At 73.3% G+C, this 24,380-nt stretch carries 28 protein-coding genes, 1 pseudogene and 1 riboswitch; of the genes and pseudogenes, 9 read left to right on the top strand and 20 right to left on the bottom strand.

Features of this window, described 5'->3' with window-relative positions; genetic code table 11:
• Nucleotides 1-26: 26 nt before the first annotated feature.
• A riboswitch (SAM riboswitch) is annotated at nt 27-145 on the bottom strand.
• A gap of 264 nt (nt 146-409) precedes the next feature.
• The 6 genes from CRP29_RS18920 to CRP29_RS18895 form a co-directional block, all read right to left on the bottom strand.
• Complete coding sequence (locus CRP29_RS18920; RefSeq protein WP_425427107.1) at nt 410-1,207, bottom strand: amino acid ABC transporter ATP-binding protein; 798 nt, start codon at nt 1,205-1,207, stop codon at nt 410-412.
• Entirely contained in the window at nt 1,204-2,157 is a 954-nt protein-coding gene (locus tag CRP29_RS18915) for an amino acid ABC transporter permease (RefSeq protein ID WP_097196615.1), read from the bottom strand. Before CRP29_RS18915 ends, CRP29_RS18920 begins: the two co-directional genes overlap by 4 nt.
• A 17-nt stretch (nt 2,158-2,174) precedes the next feature.
• A complete protein-coding gene (locus CRP29_RS18910) occupies nt 2,175-3,098 on the bottom strand; it encodes an ABC transporter substrate-binding protein (RefSeq protein WP_097196614.1) in 924 nt (307 codons plus the stop codon).
• 85 nt (nt 3,099-3,183) lie between these two features.
• A complete protein-coding gene (locus tag CRP29_RS23085) occupies nt 3,184-3,702 on the bottom strand; it encodes a WLR motif membrane protein (RefSeq protein ID WP_097196613.1) in 519 nt (172 codons plus the stop codon).
• Nucleotides 3,699-4,598, bottom strand: coding sequence for a mechanosensitive ion channel family protein (locus tag CRP29_RS18900; RefSeq protein WP_245853056.1), 900 nt, complete (start codon nt 4,596-4,598; stop codon nt 3,699-3,701). Before CRP29_RS18900 ends, CRP29_RS23085 begins: the two co-directional genes overlap by 4 nt.
• 33 nt (nt 4,599-4,631) lie before the next feature.
• Entirely contained in the window at nt 4,632-5,438 is an 807-nt protein-coding gene (locus CRP29_RS18895) for a thioesterase family protein (protein ID WP_097196612.1), read from the bottom strand.
• A gap of 191 nt (nt 5,439-5,629) precedes the next feature.
• On the opposite strand from CRP29_RS18895, the gene CRP29_RS18890 reads away from it, so the two are divergent.
• Nucleotides 5,630-7,501 carry a BCCT family transporter gene (locus CRP29_RS18890; RefSeq protein ID WP_217991672.1) on the top strand — a complete coding sequence of 624 codons (1,872 nt, stop codon included), beginning with the start codon at nt 5,630-5,632 and terminating at the stop codon, nt 7,499-7,501.
• 13 nt (nt 7,502-7,514) lie between these two features.
• On the opposite strand, the gene CRP29_RS18885 is transcribed toward CRP29_RS18890, so the two are convergent.
• Nucleotides 7,515-8,519, bottom strand: coding sequence for an ABC transporter substrate-binding protein (locus CRP29_RS18885; RefSeq protein WP_217991671.1), 1,005 nt, complete (start codon nt 8,517-8,519; stop codon nt 7,515-7,517).
• A 149-nt stretch (nt 8,520-8,668) separates the two neighbouring features.
• On the opposite strand from CRP29_RS18885, the gene CRP29_RS18880 reads away from it, so the two are divergent.
• On the top strand, nt 8,669-9,232 hold the full coding sequence (locus CRP29_RS18880) for a TetR family transcriptional regulator (RefSeq protein ID WP_097196611.1): 564 nt from the start codon (nt 8,669-8,671) through the stop codon (nt 9,230-9,232).
• Between the two features lie 10 nt (nt 9,233-9,242).
• On the opposite strand, the gene CRP29_RS18875 is transcribed toward CRP29_RS18880, so the two are convergent.
• The 7 genes and pseudogenes from CRP29_RS18875 to CRP29_RS18850 form a co-directional block, all read right to left on the bottom strand.
• Nucleotides 9,243-10,088, bottom strand: a complete 846-nt coding sequence (locus CRP29_RS18875) for an ABC transporter ATP-binding protein (protein ID WP_097196610.1) — start codon at nt 10,086-10,088, stop codon at nt 9,243-9,245.
• Nucleotides 10,085-11,179, bottom strand: a complete 1,095-nt coding sequence (locus CRP29_RS18870) for a FecCD family ABC transporter permease (protein WP_097196609.1) — start codon at nt 11,177-11,179, stop codon at nt 10,085-10,087. Before CRP29_RS18870 ends, CRP29_RS18875 begins: the two co-directional genes overlap by 4 nt.
• A 20-nt stretch (nt 11,180-11,199) precedes the next feature.
• Nucleotides 11,200-12,255, bottom strand: coding sequence for a FecCD family ABC transporter permease (locus CRP29_RS18865; RefSeq protein ID WP_097196608.1), 1,056 nt, complete (start codon nt 12,253-12,255; stop codon nt 11,200-11,202).
• An 86-nt stretch (nt 12,256-12,341) separates the two neighbouring features.
• A pseudogene (locus CRP29_RS23390) lies at nt 12,342-12,809 on the bottom strand (mycothiol-dependent nitroreductase Rv2466c family protein); the annotation flags it as partial.
• Nucleotides 12,748-13,008 carry a hypothetical protein gene (locus CRP29_RS23385; RefSeq protein ID WP_425427110.1) on the bottom strand — a complete coding sequence of 87 codons (261 nt, stop codon included), beginning with the start codon at nt 13,006-13,008 and terminating at the stop codon, nt 12,748-12,750. The pseudogene CRP29_RS23390 and the gene CRP29_RS23385, both read right to left, overlap by 62 nt.
• 95 nt (nt 13,009-13,103) lie before the next feature.
• Nucleotides 13,104-13,595 (bottom strand): glutathione peroxidase, encoded by a 492-nt coding sequence (locus tag CRP29_RS18855; protein WP_097196607.1) that lies wholly within the window; start codon nt 13,593-13,595, stop codon nt 13,104-13,106.
• Nucleotides 13,596-13,623: 28 nt separating this feature from the next.
• A complete protein-coding gene (locus CRP29_RS18850) occupies nt 13,624-14,019 on the bottom strand; it encodes a DUF2237 family protein (protein WP_097196606.1) in 396 nt (131 codons plus the stop codon).
• A 53-nt stretch (nt 14,020-14,072) separates the two neighbouring features.
• On the opposite strand from CRP29_RS18850, the gene CRP29_RS18845 reads away from it, so the two are divergent.
• Nucleotides 14,073-16,034, top strand: coding sequence for an acetoacetate--CoA ligase (locus CRP29_RS18845; RefSeq protein ID WP_245853045.1), 1,962 nt, complete (start codon nt 14,073-14,075; stop codon nt 16,032-16,034).
• Nucleotides 16,035-16,171: 137 nt separating this feature from the next.
• On the top strand, nt 16,172-17,443 hold the full coding sequence (locus CRP29_RS18840) for an acyl-CoA dehydrogenase family protein (RefSeq protein ID WP_097196604.1): 1,272 nt from the start codon (nt 16,172-16,174) through the stop codon (nt 17,441-17,443).
• 67 nt (nt 17,444-17,510) lie between these two features.
• On the opposite strand, the gene CRP29_RS18835 is transcribed toward CRP29_RS18840, so the two are convergent.
• Both CRP29_RS18835 and CRP29_RS18830 read right to left on the bottom strand, forming a co-directional pair.
• Nucleotides 17,511-19,250: an alpha-glucosidase gene (locus CRP29_RS18835; RefSeq protein ID WP_097196603.1), complete on the bottom strand. Its 1,740-nt coding sequence runs from the start codon at nt 19,248-19,250 to the stop codon at nt 17,511-17,513.
• Between the two features lie 17 nt (nt 19,251-19,267).
• On the bottom strand, nt 19,268-19,657 hold the full coding sequence (locus CRP29_RS18830) for a VOC family protein (RefSeq protein ID WP_097196602.1): 390 nt from the start codon (nt 19,655-19,657) through the stop codon (nt 19,268-19,270).
• A gap of 123 nt (nt 19,658-19,780) precedes the next feature.
• On the opposite strand from CRP29_RS18830, the gene CRP29_RS18825 reads away from it, so the two are divergent.
• The 3 genes from CRP29_RS18825 (at nt 19,781) to CRP29_RS18815 (ending at nt 21,362) form a co-directional block, all read left to right on the top strand.
• Nucleotides 19,781-20,176: a VOC family protein gene (locus tag CRP29_RS18825; RefSeq protein ID WP_245853114.1), complete on the top strand. Its 396-nt coding sequence runs from the start codon at nt 19,781-19,783 to the stop codon at nt 20,174-20,176.
• 77 nt (nt 20,177-20,253) lie between these two features.
• On the top strand, nt 20,254-20,631 hold the full coding sequence (locus tag CRP29_RS18820) for an FKBP-type peptidyl-prolyl cis-trans isomerase (protein WP_097196600.1): 378 nt from the start codon (nt 20,254-20,256) through the stop codon (nt 20,629-20,631).
• Nucleotides 20,632-20,669: 38 nt separating this feature from the next.
• Nucleotides 20,670-21,362 (top strand): DsbA family oxidoreductase, encoded by a 693-nt coding sequence (locus CRP29_RS18815; protein WP_097196599.1) that lies wholly within the window; start codon nt 20,670-20,672, stop codon nt 21,360-21,362.
• Here the strand turns inward: CRP29_RS18815 and CRP29_RS18810 are convergent.
• Nucleotides 21,359-22,321: an NAD(P)H-dependent flavin oxidoreductase gene (locus CRP29_RS18810; protein ID WP_097196598.1), complete on the bottom strand. Its 963-nt coding sequence runs from the start codon at nt 22,319-22,321 to the stop codon at nt 21,359-21,361. The two genes, CRP29_RS18815 and CRP29_RS18810, sit on opposite strands and share 4 nt — an antisense overlap.
• Nucleotides 22,318-22,563 carry a DUF2867 domain-containing protein gene (locus tag CRP29_RS22915; RefSeq protein WP_176523049.1) on the bottom strand — a complete coding sequence of 82 codons (246 nt, stop codon included), beginning with the start codon at nt 22,561-22,563 and terminating at the stop codon, nt 22,318-22,320. Before CRP29_RS22915 ends, CRP29_RS18810 begins: the two co-directional genes overlap by 4 nt.
• Between CRP29_RS22915 and CRP29_RS18800 the strand changes: the two genes are divergently transcribed.
• Nucleotides 22,480-23,103 (top strand): TetR/AcrR family transcriptional regulator, encoded by a 624-nt coding sequence (locus CRP29_RS18800; protein ID WP_097196597.1) that lies wholly within the window; start codon nt 22,480-22,482, stop codon nt 23,101-23,103. The genes CRP29_RS22915 and CRP29_RS18800 overlap by 84 nt on opposite strands.
• A gap of 49 nt (nt 23,104-23,152) precedes the next feature.
• Here CRP29_RS18800 and CRP29_RS18795 read toward each other — a convergent pair whose 3' ends face one another.
• Together CRP29_RS18795 and CRP29_RS22910 are read right to left on the bottom strand one after the other, a co-directional pair.
• Nucleotides 23,153-23,395: an acyl carrier protein gene (locus tag CRP29_RS18795; protein WP_097196596.1), complete on the bottom strand. Its 243-nt coding sequence runs from the start codon at nt 23,393-23,395 to the stop codon at nt 23,153-23,155.
• A 79-nt stretch (nt 23,396-23,474) separates the two neighbouring features.
• A complete protein-coding gene (locus CRP29_RS22910; RefSeq protein WP_176523047.1) occupies nt 23,475-23,651 on the bottom strand; it encodes a hypothetical protein in 177 nt (58 codons plus the stop codon).
• Between the two features lie 92 nt (nt 23,652-23,743).
• Between CRP29_RS22910 and CRP29_RS18790 the strand changes: the two genes are divergently transcribed.
• On the top strand, nt 23,744-24,250 hold the full coding sequence (locus tag CRP29_RS18790; protein ID WP_097196595.1) for an SRPBCC family protein: 507 nt from the start codon (nt 23,744-23,746) through the stop codon (nt 24,248-24,250).
• Nucleotides 24,251-24,380 lie beyond the last annotated feature (130 nt).

Here is a 24,380-nt window from a genome sequence, read left to right as displayed (position 1 = left end):
ATCAGGAGTTCCCGCGGCGCACGGGAGCTCCGTCCTTGCTCCCGCAGCGGGCGCCGCGCGAGCCGGCTCTTCCCCTGGAGCACCTCAGACGGAGTAGGAGGTTGCCGGGCAGTCAGCCAGGTGCTTCGCACTGCCTCTCGTGAGCCGTCCTGATCTTAGGCACGGCCGTTGTCCCACGTGAAACACGGGTCACAGTCACCCGGACGTGCGGGGCGGCATCCCGACACCTCGACCACTGCCTCGTGGAGCGCGCCGAGCCTTCCGCCGCACCCGTGCTGCTGTCGGCCCGAGGTCGTTCTGCGGACGCTCGGTCTCTGCCCACACCCGCAGGGCAGAGGCCGACTGTGCGGGACACCTTCTGCCGGTGCTCTCGCTGATCGTGCGCGCCGTGGGTGGAGTGGCGTCCGGGTCAGAGCACCTTGGAGAGGAACGAGCGGGTGCGCTCGTGCTGCGGGTCGGTGAGCACGCTCCGTGGGTCGCCGGACTCGACGATCACGCCGTCGTCCATGAAGACCAGGGTGTCGCCCACCTCGCGGGCGAAGCCCATCTCGTGGGTGACCACGACCATGGTCATCCCGTCAGTGGCCAGGCCCCGCATGACGTCGAGCACCTCGCCCACGAGCTCGGGGTCCAGTGCCGAGGTGGGCTCGTCGAAGAGCATCAGCTGGGGCTCCATCGCCAGCGCCCGGGCGATCGCCACCCGCTGCTGCTGCCCGCCGGAGAGCTGGTTGGGGTAGTTGTGCACGCGGTCGGCCAGCCCCACCCGCTCGAGCAGGGCCGCCCCGCGCTCGCGGGCCTCGGCCCGGCGGACGCCCTTCACCTGGATCGGCGCCTCGATCACGTTCTCCAGTGCCGTCATGTGCGGGAAGAGGTTGAACCGCTGGAACACCATGCCGATGTCCCGCCGCTGCGCGGCCACCTCGGAGTCGCGCAGCTCGTGCAGCCGGCCGCCCTTCTCGCGGTAGCCGACCAGGTGGCCGTTCACCCACAGCCGGCCGGCGTTGATCCGCTCGAGGTGGTTGATGCAGCGCAGGAAGGTGGACTTGCCCGACCCGGACGGCCCGACGATGCACATGACCTCGCGCGGGGCGACCTCCAGGTCGATCCCCTTGAGCACCTCCACGTGGCCGAAGGACTTGTGCACCCCCTCGGCCTTCACCATGGGCTGGACGGCCCCGGGGGCGGGGGTCCCGACGGCGCTGCTCAATGCGTGCTCCCCACGTCGCGGGCCCGGCGAGCGGCCCGCTGCTGCCGGGTCTCGCGGTTGCCGAAGCCGCGGCTGAACCGCTTCTCCAGGAAGTGCTGACCGATCATCAGCAGGCTGGCCAGCGCGAGGTACCAGAGGATCGAGGCGACGGCCATCGGGATGACCTGGAAGGTGCGGCTGCCGATGGCGCGCAGCTGGAAGTTGAGCTCGTTGGTGACCGGGACGGCGATCAGCAGCGAGGTGTCCTTGAGCATCGCGATCGTCTCGTTGCCCATCGGCGGGATGATCACCCGCATCGCCTGGGGCAGCACGATCCGGCGCATCGTCTTGCCGCGGCTCATGCCCAGGGCCTGCGCGGCCTCGACCTGGCCCGGGTCGACCGACTGGATGCCGGCCCGGACGATCTCGGCCGCGTAGGCGCCCTCGGAGAGCGTCAGCCCCAGCAGGCCGGCGACGAACCCGCGGAAGATGTCGTTGCCGTCCAGGCTCAGGAACCGCCAGTCCCCCTCGAACCCGAACAGGTCCATGATCTGCTGGTCGAAGGGGAAGCCCAGCTCGTAGGTCGAGTACAGCGCCCCGAGGCTGGCGGAGAAGAACAGCAGCACGATCCGCGGGATCGCGCGGAAGAACCAGATGTAGACCCACGCCGCGCCCGACACGACGGGGTTGGCCGACAGCCGCATGACCGCGAGCACGATGCCGAGCAGGATGCCGATGGCCATGGCCAGCACCGTCATGACCAGCGTCGTCCGCGCGCCCTTGAGCACGGGGTCGCTGGACATGTTGTCGACCATGAAGTCCCACTGGAACACCTCGTTGGTGGCCAGCATGTGGACGAACATGGCCGCGAGCACCGCGATGACCGCGGAGGCGATCCAGCGGCCGGGATGCCGGACCGGCACCGCCCGGATCTGCTCGGGCGGTGCCGGTGTCGTGCTCGTGTCGGGCATGGGGTCGCGCGGAGCGGTCAGCCGGCCGGGTTGACGGCCGGGTCGTCGATGGCGCCGGCCTCGACGCCCCACTTCTCGAGGATCTCGGCGTAGGTGCCGTCCTCGATCAGCGCGGAGAGCGCGTCGGCCAGGACCTGCGCGAACTCGGTCTCCGCCTGCGGGACGACGTAGCCGTAGGGCGCCGAGTCGTAGATGTCGCCGAGCAGCTCGAGCTGGCCGTTGGTCTGCTGGACGGCGTAGGCCATGACCGGGGAGTCCGCGAGGCTGGCGACGACGCGACCGGAGACCAGCGCCGCGGTGGCCTCGTCCTGGCCCTCGAACTGCTGGATGTCGATCGCCGCCTCGCCGGAGGCCTCGCACTCGGCCGAGCGGGCGGTGATGTCGTCGGCCTGCACCGTGCCCCGCTGGACCGCGATGGACAGCCCGCAGGCGTTGTCCGCGTCGACGTCCTCGGGGTTGCCCTCCTGCACGGCCCACTGGGTGCCGGCGGAGAAGTAGCTGACCATCGTCGCCTCGGCCAGGCGCTCGGGGTTGATGGTGAACGAGGAGACACCGACCTCGTACCGGCCCGAGCCGACACCGGCGATGATCGAGTCGAACGAGGCCGACTCGAACTCCGCCTCGAAGCCGAGCTTCTGGGCGACCGCGGAGAACAGGTCGACGTCGAAGCCGACGATCGTCTCGCCGTCCTCGTCGATGAACTCGCTCGGCGCGTAGCTGGTGTCGCTGCCGACGGTGATCTTCCCGTCCTCGCCGATCTCGTCGGGCACCCGTGCGGCCAGGGCCTCGTCGACCTCGACGCTGGGCGTGCTCTCGGTGGCCCCGTTCCCCGAGGAGGAGGCGTCGTCGGGGTCGTCACCGCAACCGGTGAGGACCAGGGCGGCACTGGTGGCCACGGCGACGAGGGTCGCGGAGCGTCGGGTCAGGGAACGTGCGGACACAGGCGGGGTCTCCTTCGGGCGGGACAGGGGCTTGATCTTGCCTTGCGCTGCGCCGATCCGTCTCGCGAGGTCCGTACCGCTTCGGTCACGGTGTGGGCGCGGAGGTGGTCCCGGGGGTGTCCGGATCCGTCGTCCCGCCGGTGGTGTCCGAGGGGGCAGAGGTCTCCGGGGCGGTGCTGGTCCTGGTCGTGGGCGACGTCGGGGACGTGGTCGGGGAGCCGGGCGTGGTGCTCGTGGCCGGCGCCTCGGAGGGCTCGGTCCCGTCGGGGTCCGTCGTGGGCGCCGGCTCCTCGGTGGGCGGCGGCGTCGTGGGCTCGACGGGCACCAGGGGGTTCGCCGGCGCCTCGACATCGCTGCCGCCCCCGGCCGGCGAGGTGCCCGTGGTCCCGACGTCGGGGCGCACGTTGAGGTACAGCGCGAAGACGGCGACGAACAGCACGGAGAGCACCACCGTCGACGTCCGGGCGCGGCCCAGGTGGTCGGGCAGCGCGCTCCGGTGCCACCAACGGGGCCCGGCGGGCGGGGTCTCCCCGCCGGCGGGAGCGGTGCTGACCGTCGGCGTCTGCACCCGGTCCGGCGTCGGCTCGTCCTGCGGCCCGCTCATGCGTCCTCCCCCTCGCGCACGAGGTGCGCCGTCGGTGCGTCGCCGGCGGCCGGCGGCGGCACGACCTGCATGCCCTGCTGGCGGAACGCCAGGACGATGCGCACGCGAAGATCGCGGCCCACCTCGAACTGCTTGCCCGGCAGGGTGCGGGCGACCACCCGCACGTTCACCTCGTCCAGTCCGAGGCTCTCCACGCCCATGACCGTCGGCGGATCCAGCAGCAGCGGGCGCATGGCCGGGTCGCGGAAGGCGTCCCGGCCGACCTCGCGGAGGATCTCGTTGACCCGGTTCACGTCGGCGTCCGAGGGCACCGGCACGTCGATGACGGCGCGCGCCCAGTCCCGGGAGAGGTTGACGACCTTGACGATCTGGCCGTTGGGCACGGTGACGACCTCGCCGTTGGCCGAGCGCACCCGGGTCACCCGCAGGGTCACGTCCTCCACCGTGCCGGTGGCCGGGTCTCCGCCGCCCACCACCTGGATGGAGACCACGTCGCCGAACCCGTACTGCCGCTCGGTGATGATGAAGAAACCGGCCAGGACGTCGCCGACGATCCGCTGCGCGCCGAAGCCGAGCCCCACGCCCAGCACGGTGGCCGGCGCCACGAGCCCGGTCACCGGCACGCCGAGCCGGTCGAGCACGAAGAAGACGGCGACGGCGTAGATCAGCACGACCGCCGTCCAGGTGATGACCTGGGTCAGCGAGTGCCGGTGCTTGGCGGCCTCGGAGCGGACGAGCGCGTCACCGCCGGTGTACTGGTCGTCGATCCGGCTGGTGATCCGGCCGCCGGCCCAGCCGACGAGGCGGGCGAGCAGCACCGATCCCAGGATGATCAGCACCACCTCGAGCCCTCGCCCTGCGAACCAGTCCAGGACCTCTCTCAGTGCGTCACCCACGAAGGGGTCCTCCTCGTCGATCTCGTCGCGGCATCACCGCGGTTCCACGAACAGCGACTGGGTCGAGCGGCCGATCGCCCCCTCGGCGTCGAAGAGGACGGCGGTGCACTGCGCGGCGCCGGAGTCGCCGAGCACCGTGGTCGCGGCCATGCCCAGCCACTCGCCACGCGGCGGCCGGTGCAGGCCGACGCTCAGGTCCACGTTGGCGAAGGTCGCCGTGCTCCAGTCCAGCACCGCCGAGATCCCGCTCGCCGCGTCGGTCATGACCAGCAGGTGCTCCAGCGGCGAGATCGGCTCGCCCTCCACCAGGGTGCACTCCGGGCGCGTCCAGGCCGCGGCCGGCCCCGGCGAGTTGAAGCTGCCCGAGGCGAACCGCCACTCGAGCGCCTTGTGGTAGGCCACGTCGCTGCGGAAGAAGGCCGCCTCCTCGCCGCGGCTGCCGTCGACACCCGCCGGCGCGGGATGCGGTGCCCCCGGGGCCGAGCCCGCCACGGCGGCCGGGAGCCCCTCGGTGCGGGTGCGCATCCGCCAGGCCGACAGCCGCATCAGCGGGCGGCCGTCACCCGCGTCCAGCACGGCCTCGACGAGTTCCACGCGGCGGCCGGGCCGGACGACGGAGGTGGTGATCCGCACCGGGCCCACCGGCACCGGCCCGAAGATGTCGTAGGTCAGCCGCACCGTCTGGCCGCCGGCGATCCCGCTCGCCCGCTCCGCCGCCCGCGCCAGCAGCGCAGCCGGCGGGCCCGCGTGCTGGAGACCCGGGTCCCAGGGCCCGATGGTCAGGGCGGTGGCCGTGAAGCCGTCGGCGGTGGGGACGTACAGGGCGCTGGGCAGCTCCATGCCGTCAGTCTCCCGTGCGGGCCCCGACATCGCCGGGACCACCCGGTCGGGGGAGCGTCCGCGCCTCCGGGAGCTGCCGGTTTGCGCCGGGGCCGGCTTCTGCGGACCGTTGACGCCGACGCCCGACCAGTGCCGGTGGGACCCGTCGACGAACCGAACGGAGGGGCGCCGCCCGCGGCGCCGACACACTTGTGACCCAGAACGACACCCCGATCGCGCCCCAGAACGACACCTCGACCCCGCCCGCGCGGGGATCGAACGGCCACCCGGAGCCCCGCGGCGGGGCCTCGGCCGTGCACCCGGCACTCGCCGAGCCCCCCCGGGCCGCAGCCGACCGCGAGGGCCGGCTCGACACCGTCGTCTTCGGCGTCGCCGCCGCGGTCGCCCTCGCCTTCGTGGCCTGGGGGTTCCTGTCGCCGTCGGGCCTGGGCTCGGCCAGCGGCTCGGCCCTGACGTGGGTGGAAGAGAACCTCGGCTGGCTGTTCGTCACGCTCGCGTCCGGGTTCGTCCTCTTTGTCCTGTGGCTGGCGGCCAGCCGGTACGGCCGGATCCCGCTCGGCGGCGACGACGAGGCACCGGAGTTCCGGACGGTCTCCTGGATCGCGATGATGTTCAGCGCCGGCATGGGCATCGGGCTGATGTTCTTCGGCGTCAGCGAGCCGCTCACGCACTACGTCTCGCCCCCGCCCCGGACCGTCGACGCCGAGACCCCCGAGGCGATCTCGACGGCGATGGCCACCACGCTCTTCCACTGGACGCTGCACCCCTGGGCCATCTACGCGGTGGTCGGGCTGGCGATCGCCTACGGCACCTTCCGCCGCGGCCGGCCGCAGCTCATCAGCGCCGCGTTCGCCCCGCTGTTCGGCCGCCGCCGCACCGAGGGCCCGGCGGGCAAGCTCATCGACGTCCTGGCGATCTTCGCGACGCTGTTCGGGTCGGCCGCCTCGCTGGGGCTCGGTGCGTTGCAGATCGGCAGCGGCGTGGAGATCCTCGGCTGGGCCGGCGACGTCGGCAACGGCCTGCTGGTCGCCATCATCGCGGTGCTGACCTGCGCGTTCGTCGCCTCGGCGGTCTCCGGCGTGGCCAAGGGCATCCAGTGGCTGTCCAACGTCAACATGGTGCTCGCGGCCGTGCTGGCCGCCTTCGTCTTCGTCGTCGGCCCGACGGTGCTGATCCTCAACCTGGTGCCGGGCGCGATCGGGGCCTACTTCTCCGACCTGGCCGAGATGGCCGGGCGCACCGAGGCCAGCGGCGGTGACCCGATGGCCGAGTGGCTGCGCGGCTGGACGGTCTTCTACTGGGCCTGGTGGATCAGCTGGACGCCGTTCGTCGGCCTGTTCCTCGCCCGGATCAGCCGCGGCCGGACGATCCGCCAGTTCGTCACCGGTGTGCTGCTGGTACCCAGCGTGGTCAGCCTGGTCTGGTTCGCGGTCTTCGGCGGCGCCGGTATCGCGGCCCAGCGGGACGGCGCCGACGTCGCCGGGCAGTCGACGTCGGAGGGACAGCTGTTCGGCGTCCTGAACACCTATCCCCTGGCCACCGTGATGACGGTGCTGGTCATGCTGCTGGTGGCGATCTTCTTCGTCTCGGGCGCCGACGCCGCGTCGATCGTCATGGGCTCGCTGTCGGAGCGCGGCGCGCTCGAGCCCACCCGGCGGACGGTCATCTTCTGGGGCGTGGTCATGGGTGCCGTCGCGGCGATCATGCTGCTGGTCGGGGGGGACGAGGCCCTCACGGGGCTGCAGAACCTGACGATCATCGCGGCGCTGCCCTTCGCGCTGGTGATGGTCGGGCTGGCGGTGTCGCTGGCCAAGGACCTGCGGTCGGACCCGATGGTGCTGCGCAGGACCGTGGCGGTCGAGGCGGTGGAGCAGGCGGTCGTGCACGGCATCCGGCACCACGGCGACGACTTCGTCCTGTCGGTGAAGGCGGCCCCTGACCCCGCCGGGGACGGGGGGCCCGACGCGGGGAGCCCGGTCCGGGCGGTGGAGCGCGAGCGGTCGAACGGCGCGGCGGGCACGGCCGAGGTCGGGTCGCCCGTGCCCGGCGAGCGCCGGACCTGACCCGCGGCGGAGGTCAGGGCGTGACGTCGCGCGCCGCGGTCAGCCAGCCGGCCAGTTCGGACATGTAGGCGGCCTGGGCGGCGTAGTCCATCCCGATGTACTTCCACGGGTGCACCTGGTCGGCCCGTGCTGCGGGCAGCAGGGCGTAGGTCGGCTGCTCGGCCATCTCCTCCGGCGGCAGCGCGCCGCGCAGGGAGTAGAGGATCAGGTCGCTCGGGTACTGCGGCACGTCCTCCCAGCCGGCGGTCTGCCAGTAGTAGTCCTCGCCGCCCGGGTCGACGAACCGGACGCCGAGCTCGCTGTACATCCGCAGCGAGGGCTCGTCGGGGGCCTTGGCCATGTAGAAGCCCTCGTCGGCGTAGGCGGCGACGGGCAGCACGGTGAGCCCGCTCGCCGCGGCCGCGGTGAGCGCCTCGCCGGCGGCCTCGAAGTCCTCGCGCGCCGCGGTGACCTCGTCGCTGTCCAGATCCGCGCCCAGGGCCTCGGCCAGCTCGGCGGTGCGCTCGATGACGTCGGCGGCCGAGCCGCGCCAGGCGATGGCGATGATCGGGGCGATCGTCGCGATCTGCTCCTGCTGCTCGATCGACTCGAAGCCGTAGAGGGGCTGGCTCTCGTCCAGGGTGCCCTCGGAGTCGGTCGGGTAGACCGTGGTGACGATGACGTCGGGCCTGGCTGCGGCCAGCTGCTCGAGGTCGATGTCGCCGTAGCTCTCGCCGAGGATCTCGACGTCGGAGAGGTCCCGGCCCTCGAAGGCGACGTCGTCGGCGGTGGAGGTCTGGCCGAAGGTGGCCACCGGCTCGACGCCGTAGTTCCAGAGCGAGGACATGACGTCGTTGATGCCGGCGACGCGGTCGGGCGCCTCGTCGAGCTCGACGGTGGTGCCCAGGTCGTCGGTGAAAGACCAGCCCTTCCCGGAGGCGGCGGCGTTCTCGCCACCGTCGTCGCTGGAGCAGGCGCTGAGGCCGACGGCGGTGAGCGTCAGCAGGCCACCGAGCAGGCGGCGGGATGTGCGGTGCACGCGTGTTCTCCCTCGGGTCAGGGGATGGATGATCATCCCCATGCGCTGGGAAGGTTAGCCTGCCCTTAGTACGTGAGCCACGGGGGTCCGCGCCGGAACCTGGAAGCTCGTCCACGCGTCGAACCGGAGGACCCGGGAGGAAGTCACGCATGGAGGGGCTGCGCGAGCGCAAGCGGGCGGCCAGCCGCGCCCAGACGGTCGACGCCGCGACGCGGTTGTTCGCCCAGCGGGGCTTCGACGGCGTCACCGTCGCCGACATCTGCACGGCCGCGGACATCGCGCCGCGCACGTTCTTCCGCTACTTCCCGACCAAGGACGACGTCCTCGCCGAGCCCAGTCGCGTCATGGCCGACCGCGTCGCGGCCGACCTCGCCGCCGCCCCGGAGGGTCTGGACGACGCCGAGGTGCTGCGCTGGGCGCTGCGCCGGCTGGGGGCCTACGTCGTCGCCGAGGGGGACCGGCTGGTCGGCCACCTGCAGGTCCTGGCCGAGGTGGCGCGGGAGCGCGCGGGCTCACCGACCACCCGGCTGGCCGACCGGGAGCGGGAGCTCACCGAGCGGCTGGTCGGCCGCCGCGGGGGCGTTGCCGACTGGCGGACCCGGCTGCTGGTCGGGCGAGGAGTGGCCGGATTCCGGGTGTGGCTGGACGACGTCCGCGCCGGGGTGGGCGGCGATCCGCTGGAGCACCTGGACGAGGTGCTCGCCGCCGCCTGAGGCGCCGGCGTCAGCGCAGCCGGCGGACCGGCACCACCATCGGCGTCCCGGTGACCGGGTCGGGCACGATCCGCGCCTCGAGGTCGAACACGTCGGCGAGCAGCTGCTCGGTGAGCACCTCCGCCGGCGTCCCGGAGGCGACGAGGACGCCGTCCTTCATCGCGACCAGCCGCTGCGCGTAGCGGGCGGCGAGGTTCAGGTCGTGCAGCACGACGGCGACGGTCCGCCGCCGTTCGGCGTGCAGCCGCCCGACCAGCTCCAGCACGTCGATCTGGTGGGCGAGGTCGAGGTAGGTCGTGGGCTCGTCGAGCAGCAGCAGGTCGGTGCCCTGGGCGAGCGCCATCGAGATCCAGGCCCGCTGGCGCTGCCCGCCCGACAGCTCGTCGACCGGACGGCCGGCGAGCTCGGACATGTCCGTCCACTCCAGCGCCTCGGCGACCACGGCCTCGTCGTCGCGGGACCACTGCCGGACCCAGCTCTGGTGCGGGTGCCGGCCACGCGCAACCAGGTCGGCCACGGTCAGTCCCTCCGGCGCGATCGGCGACTGGGGGAGCAGGCCGAGCACCGTGGCCACCTCGCGGGTCGGGGTGCGGGAGATCGCGCGGCCGTCGAGCAGCACCTGGCCGCCGGTCGGGCGGAGCAGGCGGCCCAGCGCGCGCAGCAGGGTGGACTTGCCGCAGCCGTTCGGTCCGACGATCGCGGTGAAGGAGCCCTCGGTGAGCTCGAGGTCCAGGTCGTGGACGACCACGGTGTCGTCGTAGGCCAGCCGGACGCGCTCGGCGGCCAGCCGCACCCGGCCGTTCCCGGGGGTGCTCGAGGCCTCCTGCGGCACGTCGGTCACGGTGTGGGCCGTCATAGGGTGGATCGCCGCCTTCCGCGGACCAGGAGCCAGAGCAGGTAGGGCGCGCCGATCACGGCGGTGAGGATGCCGACCGGCAGCGCCTCGGGGAGCGCGGTGCGGGTGACGAGGTCCGCGCTCACCACGAGGACGGCGCCGAGCAGGCCCGAGGCCAGCAGCGGTGGCCGGGAGCCACCGGCCAGGCGCACCGCCACCTGGGGGACGACGAGCGCCACGAAGGTGATCGGCCCGGCGGCGCTGACCGCCACCGCCGTCAGGGCGACGGCGAGCAGTACCACCGCGGCCTGGGCCGTCGGCAGCCTGAGCCCCAGCCCGCGGGCGGTGTCGTCGCCGAACTGCAGCACGCCCAGCGCCCGGCCGGTGGCCAGAGCCAGGGGAAGGAGGACCGCCAGGGCGATGGCCAGCGGGAACGCCTGGTCCCAGGTGCGGGCGTTGAGCGAGCCGGTGATCCAGACGTAGGCCGCGGCGGCGTCGTAGATCTGGGCGTTGGTGAGCAGCCAGTCGACCAGGGCGCCGCCCACCGCCCACAGGGCGATGCCGACGAGCACCAGCCGGTAGCCGTCGACCCCGTCGCGCCAGGCCAGCAGGAACAGCAGCAGCCCGGTGACCAGGGCGCCGGACAGCGCAGCGAGCTGGACGCCGAACCCGCCGAGCAGCGCGCCGACCGAGCTGCCGCCGGTGAGCACGAGCGCCGCGACCGCACCCACCGAGGCGCCCACGGTGATGCCGAGGGTGTCGGGGGAGGCCAGGGGATTGCGCGCGAAGGTCTGGAACAGCGCGCCGGCCACGCCGAGGGCGAGCCCGACGAGCAGCCCGACGACCACACGGGGCGCCCGCAGCTGGAGCACGATGAAGTTCTGCGGCCCCTCGCCCAGCCCCGCGAGCGTGCGCAGCACGTCGGGGACGCCGATCGGGTAGTCGCCCCGGCCGATGCTCAGCGCCGAGACCAGGACCAGGACGGCCAGCGCGGCCAGCGGGACGACGACCTGGCGCCAGCGCAGCACCGCCGACGCGGGCCCGATGCGGATCGTCGTGCGGCCGCCCTGGCCGCTGACCGGGCGCTCCAGCGTGGCGCGTGCTGTGCTCATAGTTGAGCTCGCAAGCTCGCTCACAACGCCATCGTCCGGCGGCGGCGCACGAGTGCGATGAAGAACGGCGCGCCGACCAGCGCGAGCACGATGCCCACCTGGAGCTCGCCGGGACGGGCGAGCACCCGACCGAGGACGTCGGCGACCAGCAGCAGCGCCGCGCCCAGCAGTGCCGAGCAGGGGACCAGCCAGCGGTGGTCGGGTCCGGTGAGCGCGCGCACCACGTGCGGCACGACCAGCCCGACGAAGGCGATCGGCCCGCAGGCCGCCGTCGCCGCGCCGCACAGCAGGGTGATGGCGGCCAGGCCGACGGCGCGGGCCGCCCAGATGCGCTGCCCCAGCCCGCGGGCGACGTCCTCGCCCAGGCCCAGGAGGTTCAGCGCCGGCGCGTTGGCCAGCGCCAGCACGGCGCCGAGGGCGATGAACGGCCCCACCTGCCAGGCGATCTCCGAGCCGCGGCCGGCCAGGGCGCCGACCTGCCAGAACCGGAAGGAGTCCAGGGTCTGGGTGTCGCTGACGACGACCGCGCGGACCAGTGCGTACAGCAGGGCCGACAGCGCGGCGCCGGCCAGCGCCAGGGTGATCGGCGTCGCCCCGACGCGGCCGGCCGAGCCGATCGCGTAGACGAGGACGGTGCCGGCCAGGGCGCCGGCGAAGGCGAACCAGACGTAGGCCGACGCCGAGGTGACGCCCAGGTAGGCGATCGCGAGGACGACGGCCAGCGAGGCGCCGGCGGTGACGCCGAGCAGCCCGGGATCGCCGAGCGGGTTGCGGGTGTGGCCCTGCATCAGGGCGCCGGACATGCCCAGCGCGGCGCCGACCATCAGGCCCAGCACCGTCCGCGGCACCCGCAGCTGCTGGACGATGACCGCGGCCTCGCTGGTCGGATCGTCGTCGAACAGCGCGCGCCAGACCTCGCCGGGCGCCAGCGACCGGGTGCCGACGGCGATGCTGGCCAGCGCCGCGGCGGCCACGAGCCCGACCAGCGCCAGCAGGAACAGCAGCCGACGGGATCGGACTCCGCTCCCGCGGGAGCGCGCGCCGCTCCGCACGGGAGCGTCGGCCGTGGTGGTCACGAGCAGCTCCTGGCGACGGCGACGGTGTAGCTGAGGCTTACCTTAGCTGCGCCGGTCGGGGAAGCCCGTGCCGGGAGAGCGGAGCGCTACCGCTTCTGCCGGCGGCTGCCGCCGTGCCAGTCCTCCTGCCGTCCCGCCTCGTCCGTCCGCACGCCGAACGAGGGCAGCTGCGGCCGCTCGCGCAGGCTGCGCTTGAGCTCGGCGAAGCCCGGGAACGACGCGAGCGCCACGACGTGGTCCCACAGCGCGACGGCGTCCTCGTCGGCGGGCAGCCGGCTGATCACGGGGCCGAAGAACGCCACGCCCTCGGGCGGGCGGAAGTGCAGGATCGGCGTCCCGACGTCCTTGCCGGTCAGGGCGAGCGCCTCGTCCGTCTCGCCCTGGATCTGCTCGTCCCAGGAGCCGTCGTCCAGGGCCGCCGCCAGTCCTGCCGGGAGCCCGACCTCGGCCAGCACCGGGTCGAGGAACTCGCGGGTGCCCCGTCGCGCCGCGTCACCCCGGCCGGCGGGCACCTCGAACACGTGCGCGCCCAGCGCGGCGTACAGCCGGTCGACCGCCTCGGGGCCGTGCTCCGCGCGGGCGCGGAGCCGCGACGCGCAGCAGGCGCAGACCGGAGGTGTGCCCGGCCTCGTACTCCGGCGGGAAGTGGGTGGCGTAGTCGACGTGCGCGTTGAGCAGCCGCAGCGAGATGAACCGCCACTCGACGTCGTACCGCCGCTGGGCGCTCACCTGGCGGACCCACTTGCTGGTCATCCAGGCGAACGGGCAGACCGGATCGAACCAGAAGCGGAGGTCGGCCATGCCCCGAACCTAGGGGCTGCCGACCGCCCTCGCCGCGCGGTCGCCGGTCAGCCCAGGGCCGTGACGATGGCCGCCCGGACCTCCGGGGCGTCGGGGGTGGTCATCGGGCGGAAGCGGGCGACGACGTCGCCCTGGCCCGAGACGACCCACTTCTCGAAGTTCCACGACACGTCGCCGGCCTTCCCGTCGGCGTCGGGCACCGCGGTGAGCTGCTGGAACAGCGGGTGCGCGTTCTCGCCGTTGACCTCCACCTTCTCCGTCATCGGGAAGGTGACGCCGTAGGTGGCCGAGCAGAACTCGGCGATCTCCTCGGCCGTGCCCGGCTCCTGGCCCATGAACTGGTTGCACGGCACGCCGACGACGGTGAAGCCGCGGGGGGAGAACTCCTCGTGCAGCGCCTCCAGCGCGGTGTACTGCGGGGTCAGGCCGCACTTGCTGGCCACGTTCACCACGAGCGCCGGCCCGCCGCCGGTCAGCTCCCGCAGCGTCGTCGTCTGGCCCTGGAGGGTGGTCACCGGCACGTCGAGGAGGTCGCTCATGACCGCCGCAGCACCGTCGCGGCCCTGTTCATTCCAGCGCGCTGAGGTCGTCCGGGACGTCGACGGCGTGCTGGCGCAGCGCCTCGATCGGCACGATCTCCAGCGCGCGCTCGTTCGTGGCGGCCAGGACGACGCCCGCGGCGGCGCCGGCCTCGTAGGCCTGCAGCCAGCGGACGGCGACGACGCACCAGCGGTCACCGGGGCGCAGGCCGGGGAAGCCGTACTCGGGTCGCGGGGTGGAGAGGTCGTTGCCCAGCTCCCGCTGCATCTCCAGGAACTCGGCGGAGACGACGGCGCAGACGGTGTGCGAGCCGAGGTCCTCGGGGCCGGTGCTGCAGCAGCCGTCGCGGAAGAAGCCGGTGAGCGGCTCGGTGCCGCAGGGCTGCAACGGGCCGCCGAGGACGTTCCGTTCGTCGTCGGGCACGGTGGCTCCTGTCTCCGGTGGGCACGCGGGGGTCAGGATGGCAGGGTTCGGGCGTGAGCGACGTCCTGTGGCAGCCGACTCCCGAGACCATCCGCGGCACCCGGATCGCGGCGTTCGCCGGCTGGGTGGCGCAGCGCCGGGGGCGCTCCTTCGGCGAGCCGGCCGACTACGACCCGCTGTGGCGCTGGTCGGTCGAGCACCTGGACCAGTTCTGGGGCGACCTGGCCCGCTGGACGGGGGTTCTCGACGTCCCGGACGCCGACGTGCTGCCCCGGCGGGAGATGCCGGGCGCGGTCTGGTTCCCCGGCGGAGGCGTCAACTACGCCGAGCAGGTCTTCCGGCAGGTGACGGCCGACCACCCGGCGATCATCGCCACCGCCGAGGACGCCGAGCCGGTCGAGATCTCGTGGGCGGAGCTGCGCGGGCAGGTCGGCGCGTTCGCGGCCACGCTGCGGCGGCTCGGCGTCGGCCCCGGCGACCGGGTGGCCGGGTACCTGCCGAACGTGCCCGAGGCGGTCGTCGCGTTCCTCGGCGCGGCCACGGTCGGGGCGGTGTGGTCGGCGTGCGCGCCGGACTTCGGCACCCGCGCCGTCCTGGACCGGTTCGCCCAGATCGAGCCCACCGTGCTGGTCGCCGTCGACGGCTACCGCTTCAACGGGCGGGAGTTCGACCGGCGCGACGTCGTCTCCTCGCTGCGGGAGGCGCTCCCGACGGTCCGGACGACGATCTCGGTGCCCCGGCTCTTCCCGGCGGAACTGCCGGACGGCGCGCTGGCCTGGGCGGACGCCGTCGCCGATGCGCAGGAGCCCCGGTTCGAGCCGACGGCCTTCGACGCCCCCTTGTGGATCGTCTACTCGTCGGGGACCACCGGCCTGCCCAAGGGCATCGTGCACGGCCACGGCGGGGTGGTGCTGGAGCAGCGCAAGTCCGCCGAGCTGCACATGGACGTCGGCGTCGGCGACCGCTTCTTCTGGTACGCCTCGACCGCCTGGATCATGTGGAACATCGCCACGTCGACGCTGCTGTCGGGCTGCACGCTCGTGGTGCACGACGGCGCGCCGGCCCACCCGACGCCGGACGCGCAGTTCGCCCTCGCCGCGCGCACCGGGATGACCTACCTGGGCACCAGCGCCGGCTACCTCTCCGCGTGCGAGAAGGCCGGGCTCCGGCCGGGGCGGGACCACGACCTCTCCGCGCTGCGCGGGGTCGGCTCGACCGGCTCACCGCTGCCCGCCGCCGCCTTCCACTGGGTCTATGACGCCGTGAAGGACGACGTGCTGCTCGGCTCGCTGTCGGGCGGCACCGACGTCGCGACCGGCTTCATCGGCAGCTCGCCGCTGCTGCCGGTGACGGCGGGGGAGCTGCAGCGCCCGATGCTCGGCGTCGCCGCGGCCGCGTGGTCGCCCGACGGGGAGCCGGTGACCGGCGAGCTCGGCGAGCTGGTGATCACCGAGCCCATGCCGTCGATGCCGCTGCGGTTCTGGAACGACCCCGGCGACGCCCGCTACCGGGCGGCCTACTTCGAGCCGTGGCCCGGGGTGTGGCGGCACGGCGACTGGATGGAGATCACCGAGCGCGGCACCTGCATCATCACCGGCCGCTCGGACTCCACCCTCAACCGCGGCGGCGTGCGGATGGGGACGGCCGACATCTACGCCGCCGTCGAGTCGGTGCCGGAGGTGCTGGACTGCGTCGTCCTCGGGGTGGAGCAGGCCGACGGCGGCTACTGGATGCCGCTGTTCGTGCAGCTCACGCCCGGCGTGGAGCTGGGTGACGAACTGGTCCGCCGCCTGCGCGAGGTGATCCGGGAGCAGGCGTCGCCGCGGCACGTGCCCGACGAGATCCTCGCCGTCCCGGCGGTGCCGCACACGCGCACCGGCAAGCGCCTGGAGGTTCCGCTGAAGCGGCTGTTCCAGGGCGTCGACCCGGCGAAGGCCGTGAACGTGGGCACCGTCGACGACCCGGCCGCCGTCCAGCACTACGTCGAGCTCGCCCGGCGGCGCGCCACCCCCTGACCGGACTTTCTGCACCGAAAGTCCGGAGGGCGGGCGGTGAGGCTGGTCACCTGCGCGGATGACCGCGGCGTGCGGCGGGCAGGTCCAGCCCCCAAGGTGAACGTGATCATCCCGCCGTCGAGGAGGGCACACCGACGATGACGTCGAGCGCCAGCACCGAAGAGACCGAGACCCTGCTGCCCCCGCCGCCGGTGCTGCTGCCCCCGTGGCACACGCCCGAGCGCGAGGAGCTCCAGCTGCAGGCGCGCCGGTTCGCGATGGACGAGGTGCTGCCGGTCGCGAACGAGCTCGACCCCCAGAAGGGCCTGATCCCGGCGTCGCTGCTGGCCCGGCTGGCGGAGCTCGGCTACTTCGGCATCACCGTGCCCGCCGAGCAGGGCGGCCTCGGGCTCGGCGTCTTCGAGTACTGCATGGTCAGCGAGGAGCTGGCCCGCGCCTGGATGTCGACGGCCAGCATCCTGGCCCGCTCCCAGGGCCTCGGGACGGCGGTGCCCGACGCCGACCGACGCGACGAGCTGCAGCGGAGCAGCGCCCGGGGCGAGTGGATCGGCGCGATCGCGCTGTCCGAGCCGGACGCGGGCTCCGACCTCGCCGGCGTCTCGACCCGCGCCGTCCGCGAGGGCGACGAGTGGGTGGTGACCGGCCGCAAGCGCTGGTGCGGCAACGCCGAGGCGGCCGACTTCATCCAGGTGCTGGTGCGCGAGCGCGAGCCGGAGGAGGGGGAATCCCGCTCGGCGGGGCTGATCAACCTGCTGCTGGAGAAGGAGCGGGGCGAGTTCCCCGAGGGGCTCACCGGGCACCCGATCGACAAGATCGGCTACCACGGCTTCCTGACCTGGGACCTCACCTTCGACGGCGTACGGATCCCGGTCGAGAACATCATCGACGAGGCGAAGGCCGCCCGGGAGGACAGCGGCGAGGAGGGCGAGGCGGCGAAGCAGGCCGGGTTCGCCGAGGCGCAGAAGTTCCTCAACACCGCCCGCGTGCACACCGCGGCCCGCGCCGTCGGCCTGGCCCGCGCCGCGCTGGAGGACTCGATCCTCTACCTGCAGGAGCGCGAGCAGTTCGGCCACCCGATCGGTGACTTCCAGGCGCTGCGCTTCGCCGTCGCCGAGATGGCCGCCCAGATCGAGCAGGCCCGGGCCTTCTACCGGCAGGTCGCGCACCTGATCGATCTCGGCCTGCCCGTGGCCAAGGAGGCCTCGATGGTGAAGCTCGAGGCGACCGAGATGTCGGTGCGGGTGACCAACCAGGCCATGCAGTTGCACGGCGGCAACGGCTACACCACCGAGCGGCAGGTCGAGCGGCACTGGCGCGACGCCCGCCTGACCACGATCTTCGAGGGCACCAGCGAGATCCAGAAGCGGATCATCAGCGACCGCCTGCTGCCGCGCTCGCCGCTGGGCTGAGCTACGGCGCCGAGTGCGCGCTCAGCGTGGCTCTCGCCGCGGCGTGACCACGCTGAGCGCGCAGTGATCACGTGGGCAGGCGCAGGACGCGGGCCTCCCACGGGCGCAGTTGCGCGGTGTCGTCCTCGGGCAGGTTGCCCAGCACCAGCTCCGCGCCGACGGACTCGGGCAGCAGCGCGGCCAGGTCGTGCGGCGTCCGGGAGACGTTGCAGACGACGAGCAGCGCGCTGCCTGCCAGCGAGCGGGTGAAGGCGTAGACCTCGTCGTGCTCCGGCACCAGCAGGTGGAAGTCGCCGAGCGCCACCACCGGGTCGTCGTGCCGCAGTGCGATCAGCCGGCGGTAGTGGGCGAACACCGACGTCTGGTCCTCCCGCTGCGCCGCCGCGTTCCACTCGACGTGGTCGGGGTTGACCGCCAGCCACGGCCGGCCGGTGGTGAAGCCGGCATTCGGGGAGGCGTCCCACTGGACCGGCGTGCGGGCGTTGTCCCGGCTGCTCGTGCGCAGCGCGGCCAGCACCTCGGCCGGATCGTGCCCGGCCGAGACCGCGTGCACGTGGTGGTTGAGCGACTCGACGTCGGCGAACTCCTCGAGGGAGGTGAACGGGTAGTTCGCCATCCCGAGCTCCTGGCCCTGGTAGACGTACGGCGTCCCGCGGTGCAGGTGCAGCAGCGTGGCCAGGCAGGTCGCCGAGTCGCGGCGGTACTGCGGGGAGTCGTCCCCGAACCGGGAGACCGCCCGCGGCTGGTCGTGGTTGTCCCAGTAGAGCGAGTTCCAGCCCACGTCGGCCAGCCCCGTCTGCCAGCGCCCGAACGAGGCCTTGAGGTCGCGCATCCGCAGCGGGTGGACCTCCCACTTCGACGTCCCGTGGTCCAGGCCGACGTGCTCGAACTGGAACACCATGTCCACCTCGGCGCGGGCCGGGTCGGTGAACTGCCGCGCCTGCTCCACGGTCACGCCGGGCATCTCGCCGACGGTCAGCAGCGCCTCCGAGCGTCCGGCGAAGACCTCGCGGTGCATCTCCTGCAGGAACTCGTGGATCCGCGGCCCGCAGATGAAGGAGGCGTAGCCGCTGCCCAGTGCCGAGCCGGGGATCGGCGGGCCGTCGTGCAGCTCCCCGGCGGGGCCGACAGCCTTGCTGATCATGTTGATGACGTCCATGCGGAAGCCGTCGACCCCGCGGTCGAGCCACCACCGCATCATCTCGTAGACCGCATGCCTGACCTGCGGGTTCTCCCAGTTCAGGTCGGGCTGCCGGCGGTCGAACAGGTGCAGGTAGTACTCGCCGCTGGCCTCGTCGAGCGTCCACGTCGGCCCGGAGAAGAACGACTGCCAGTTCGTCGGCTCCGCCCCCGGGTCACCGGCCGCCATCCCGTCGCGCGGCGGCCGCCACCAGTACCAGTCCCGCTTCGGCGAGTCCTTCGACGACTTGCTCTCCAGGAACCACGGGTGCGCGTCGCTGGTGTGGTTGACCACCAGGTCCATGACCAGCTTCATCCCACGCGCGTGCAGCGCGGCGATCAGCTCGTCGAGCTGGGCGAGCGACCCGAACAGCGGGTCGATGTCGGTGTAGTCGCTGATGTCGTAGCCGTTGTCCGCCTGCGGCGAGGGGTAGACCGGCGAGAGCCACAGGACGTCGACGCCGAGGTCGGTGAGGTGATCCAGCCGCTGCAGGATGCCGCCGAGGTCGCCGATCCCGTCGCCGTCGGAGTCCATGAACGAGCGCGGGTAGACCTGGTAGACGACGGCGCGGGTCCACCACGGCGCGGACTCGGCGCCCGTCGGAGACGGCGCGGTTGCGGGATCCATGCCTCCGTCTGCCCGCATCAGGGCGCCGGGAACCCGTGGTGCACGGCCTCGACGTTGTTGCCGTCGAGGTCGCGGAAGAAGACGCCGTAGTAGCCGGGGTGGTACTCGGGCCACTCCCGGGGCTCGTGCAGGACCTCCGCGCCGGCCTCCTGCACGGCGGCGAACACCGCGTCGACGGCGTCCCGCGACGGCGCGGCCAGCGCGAGGTGGACCGGCCGGTTGCCGGGCCCTTCCAGCGGCGACGTCCAGAGCTGTGGCTCCCCGGCCGGCCCCGCCAGGCCGATCACCGGACCGTGCGGGGTGTCGATGCGCATGGCCTCGCGGACGCCGCAGGGGGCGAGGACCCGCTCGTAGAACGCGGCGGCGGCCGCGGGATCGGTGCACTGCAGACCCAGGTGGTCGATCATGGCGCGACGCTAGCGGCGGTTCCCGACACCGGTCGATGAGTTCTGCCGTGCCCGCCGGTCGGAACAGCCGAGCGGGGCACGCGAAGGGTGCTCCCGGACCGATCGAGGAGAACTCCCGTGCGCATGATCTTCGTCAACCTCCCCGTCGCCGACCTGGCCCGGGCCAAGGCGTTCTACGGCGGCCTCGGGTTCGGCTTCAACGAGCAGTTCAGCGACGAGAACGCGGCGTCGGTCGTCATCAGCGAGCAGATCGTCGTCATGCTCCTGACCCGCGACCGCTTCGCCGACTTCGTGCCCGGCGGTGCCGTGGGGGACCCGGCTCAGGCGACGACGGTGCTCAACGCCCTGTCCGTCGACTCGCGGGAGGAGGCCGACGACATGCTGGCTCGCGCGCTGGCCTCGGGTGGCAAGCCGTGGCAGCCGGCTCAGGACCACGGCTTCATGTACGGCACCAGCTTCACCGACCCGGACGGTCACGTCTGGGAGACCATGTGGATGGACCCCTCCGCGGTGCAGTGACCGCCCGGGCGACCTGCTCCGCGCGCTGCTTGGATGGGTCGCGGCGCCGGGAGAGCCCTGGCGCAGGAGGGAGCACCGTGGCTGAACTGACCCGTCCCGAGGTCGAGCCGCCGACCGGACCCGCCCCCGACGACCTGGTGATCGAGGACCTCGTCGTCGGCGACGGTCCCGAGGCCAAGGCCGGCGACCTCATCAGCGCCCACTACGTCGGTGTCACCCACGACGGCGGCGAGCAGTTCGACGCCTCCTGGGACCGCGGCGACCCGCTGGAGTTCCGCCTCGGCGTCGGCATGGTCATCCAGGGCTGGGACGAGGGCATGGCCGGCATGAAGGTCGGGGGCCGCCGACGGCTCACCATCCCCGCGCACAAGGCCTACGGCGAGCGCGGTGCCGGCGGCGTCATCAAGCCCGGCGCGACGCTGGTCTTCGTCGTCGACCTCGTCGGCGTGCGCTGACCCGGAATCCCCCACACGGCGACGACGTTGGGCCGGGCATGCGCGTAGAGGTCTGGTCCGACGTCGTCTGTCCGTGGTGCTACGTCGGCAAGCGCCGGCTGGAGACCGCCCTGGAGCGGTTCCCGCACCGCGACCAGGTCGAGGTCGTCTGGCGCTCGTTCCAGCTCGACCCGACCGCCCCCGAGGGCGAGACGCACCCGACGCTGCCCGCGCTGGCCGCCAAGTACGGCACCAGCGTCGAGCAGATGCGCGAGAACATGCGCGGCCTCGAGGAGACAGCCGCCGCCGAGGGGCTGGAGTACCACCTGGCCGACGGCGTCAGCGGCAACACCCTGCTGGCCCACGAGCTGCTGCACCTGGCTGCCGAGCACGGCAAGCGCAACGAGCTCAAGGAGCGCCTGCTGCACGCCTACTTCGAGGAGGGCCGGTCGGTCTTCGACGTCGAGTCGCTGGTGCCGTTCGGCGTCGAGGTGGGCCTGGACGAGACCGAGATCCGCGAGGCGTTGACCGACCGGCGCTTCCGCTGGGCGGTCAGCGAGGACAGCGCGACGGCCGTGGAGCTGGGCGCGAGAGGCGTCCCGTTCTTCGTCGTCGACCGGAAGTTCGGCGCCGCCGGAGCCCAGCCCGCCGACCAGCTGCTGCAGATGCTCGAGCGCGCCTGGGCGGATGCGAACCCGCTGATCACGGTCCCGGCCGCCGAGGGCTGCGAGGACGGGACCTGCGCGGTCTAACCCAGCAGGGCTGAGCCCGAGCGCAGCGCCTGTTCGGCGTCGGTGGCCAGCTCGCGGACGACGTCGGTCGCCGACCGTTCGGCCGTGACCATCCCGACCGCCTCACCGGCGTAGAGCGGGGCGTGCGCAGGGTTCCCCGAGCGCCGGCCCTCGACGACGAGCCCGCGCGCGGCGTCGTCGCCCACGAGTTCGCCCTCCCGGCCGTGCCACGCGCGGGAGAAGTCGTTGGTCAGCGCCCGGCCGGGCCAGCGCTCGGGCCAGGCGATGCCCTCCGCAACGTCGAAGGCGCGGGTCAGCACCGTCTCGTCACCGGTCGCCTCGCGGATCCGCGCACGGGCCGGCGCGCCGTTGAGCCCCTCGGTGCACGACAGGAGCGCCGTCCCGATCCACACCCCGGCCGCGCCGGCGACCAGCATCCCGGCCATCGCGCGGCCCGTGGCGATCCCGCCCGCCGCGACGACGGGCCGGTCGGTGAGCGCCAGGACCTCGGTCAGCAGCGGCAGCAGCGCGCGCTGACCGGTGTGCCCGCCCGCCTCCGTGCCCTGGGCGACCAGGACGTCGACGCCCGCCTCGAGCGCCCGGTGCGCGTCCGCGACGGTGTTCACCTGCGCCGCGACCGCGATCCCGGCGTCGTGCAGCGGGCCGACCCAGGGCGCCGGGTCGCCGAACGACATCGACACCAGGCTGGGCCTCGCCGCGACCGTCGCGTCGAACAACTCCGGCCGGTCGGCCAGGGTCCAGATCATCAGCCCGACGCCGAACGGCAGCTGGTCCTGCCCGGCCACGGCGCTCTCCGCTGTCACGAATTCGGCGCTGTGCCGCCCGCTCACGCCGATCATCCCGAGCCCGCCGGCACGCGAGACGGCCGCGGCCAGCGCGCCGCCCGAGACGCCGGCCATCGGGGCGCCGATGACCGGCGTGGAGAGGTCGAACCGGCGGGTGAGGGGGGTGTGGATCACGTGCCCATGGTGCCCGGTTCCTTCGTCACCGCGGACCGCAGCATCGCGGGGACGATCCGGCGGTGGAAGGGGCGGACGAGCGCGAAGTACGCCCGACCGAGAGCGCCGTGGACGGTCACGGTCGTCGTGAGCTGCAGGAACTCCGCCGCCCCGCCGGAATGCAGGAGACGCAGGCTGACGCGGAAGTCCAGGTGCCGGTCGTCCAGGCGCAGGAGCACCCCGAAGTCGCGACGGGCCAGCACCGGGATGCCTGGACCCGTGCGGCACTGGAGGTGCTCGGGGAGCGTGGCGTGACCGGCCTGGCCATCGAGCCGCTGGCGAGGTCGCTCGGGACCACCAAGGGCAGCTTCTACTGGCACTTCCGCGACCGCGAGGACCTCATCCGGGCTGCCCTCGAGCGGTGGGAGAACGCGGAGACCGACGCGGTCATCGCCATGCTCGGGCCGCTGGCCGACGGCGGCTCCCGCCTGCGGGAGCTGCTCACGGCGATCTTCCTGACGCATGCGGATGTGCCCGACCGCAGCGTCGGCCTGGCCGCCCACCCCGGTCATCCGGCGGTGGACGAGGTCCTCGCCAGGGTGACGCGGCGTCGCATCGACTACGTGGCCGAGCAGCTGGTGGCCGCGGGCATCGATGCGGAGGAGTCCAGGCACCGTGCGGTCCTGGCCTACACCGCCTACCTCGGCTGGTCGACGATGATGCGGAGCACCCCGGAGGTGCTCCCTCGGCGGGAGCAGGCCGCGGCGTTCGTCGAGTCCCTGATGCGTCTGCTCGTCCGCTGACCCGGGGGCCGGCTCCGCTCGGCGGTGCGGGCCGAGCGGAGAGCGCGTGCTACTTGGTGGCGGGACCGCCCTGGTCGGTGCCCTGCAGGCGCCCCAGGAACTCGTGGCAGCGCTTCGCCCGCGCGGAGTCCTGCTCCATCACCTCGCGGAAGAAGCTCGCGATGTCGTCCAGGCCCGCGTTCTCGGCGTCCCGGACGTACTGGCCGTAGTCGTGCCCGGCCTTGAGCGAGTGGTACTGGACGGAGACGAGGTCGTAGAAGACGTCCTCGAAGCCGGTCTCACCGGTGGCCATGGGGTCCTCCTCGGGTGCTCGACGGTGGGGCCGTGGAGTACCCGTATCGGACCGATCCGTCACATGCCCACGCGGCCGACTACGGGACGGTGTAGCCGGTGTCGTCGTCGGCAGGGGGCAGCTCGTCCTCGCCGGCCGCGACCGGGTCGTCGGCGGCGGAGGCGAGGTCCTCGCCCTGGCCCATCGCGCCGGGGTCGGCCTGCAGGGTGCGGGGGTCGTTGAGCGGATCCGGGGTGTCGGGATCGGTGACGGTCATGCACCGCGCATGCCCCGGCGTTCCGCGGGCGGAAACCTCTGGTCCCCGTGGGCTGCGGCAGCGAGGCTCACCGCAGCAACGAGGGGGCGCGGATGACCGAGGGCGTGGAGTCGCGGCGGGGCGTCGTGACGCGGCTGGACGACGGGCGGCAGCGCCTGGAGTTCCGCCGCTCCTGGCCGGACCCCGTCGACGACGTCTGGGCGGCGCTCACCGAACCCGAGCGGCTGGCCCGCTGGATCGGCGCCTACGAGGGCGAGCGCGCCGTGGGCGGCACCGGCACCTTCACGATGACGCACGAGGACGAACCGGTCGGCGAGCCGATGCGGATCGTCGAGTGCGACCCGCCGCGGCGGCTGGTCGTCGAGTGGGTGCAGCAGGACACCGACGCCTGGCGGGTCGACCTCGACCTCGACACCGAGGGCGACCGCACCGTGCTGCGCTTCGTCCAGGTGTTCGGCGCCGATGCCGACGTCACCGACTTCGCCCTGGGCTGGCACTGGTACCTGGAGAAGTTCGGGTCCGTGGTGGAGGGGGCGCCCGGGCCGGGCGACTGGGACACCTTCCTCGCCGCCACCGGCCCGGCCTACGGCCGCCCCTGACGGGGGAGGCGCGTCCCGGGCCTGCACCACGGGCTGTGATCCGCGCGATAGCGTGCCGGGGATCCGACCGCCGACAACGGCGTCGGCGGCCGGATCGACCTCCCCGCGCGCCGTCCCGCTCGTCCGGTGT

The organism is Blastococcus aggregatus (genome assembly GCF_900221005.1).
GTDB classification, from domain to species: Bacteria; Actinomycetota; Actinomycetes; order Mycobacteriales; family Geodermatophilaceae; genus Blastococcus; species Blastococcus aggregatus.
Note: the sequence above shows the minus strand (reverse complement) of the source record. Positions and strands in the feature narration are given on the sequence as shown.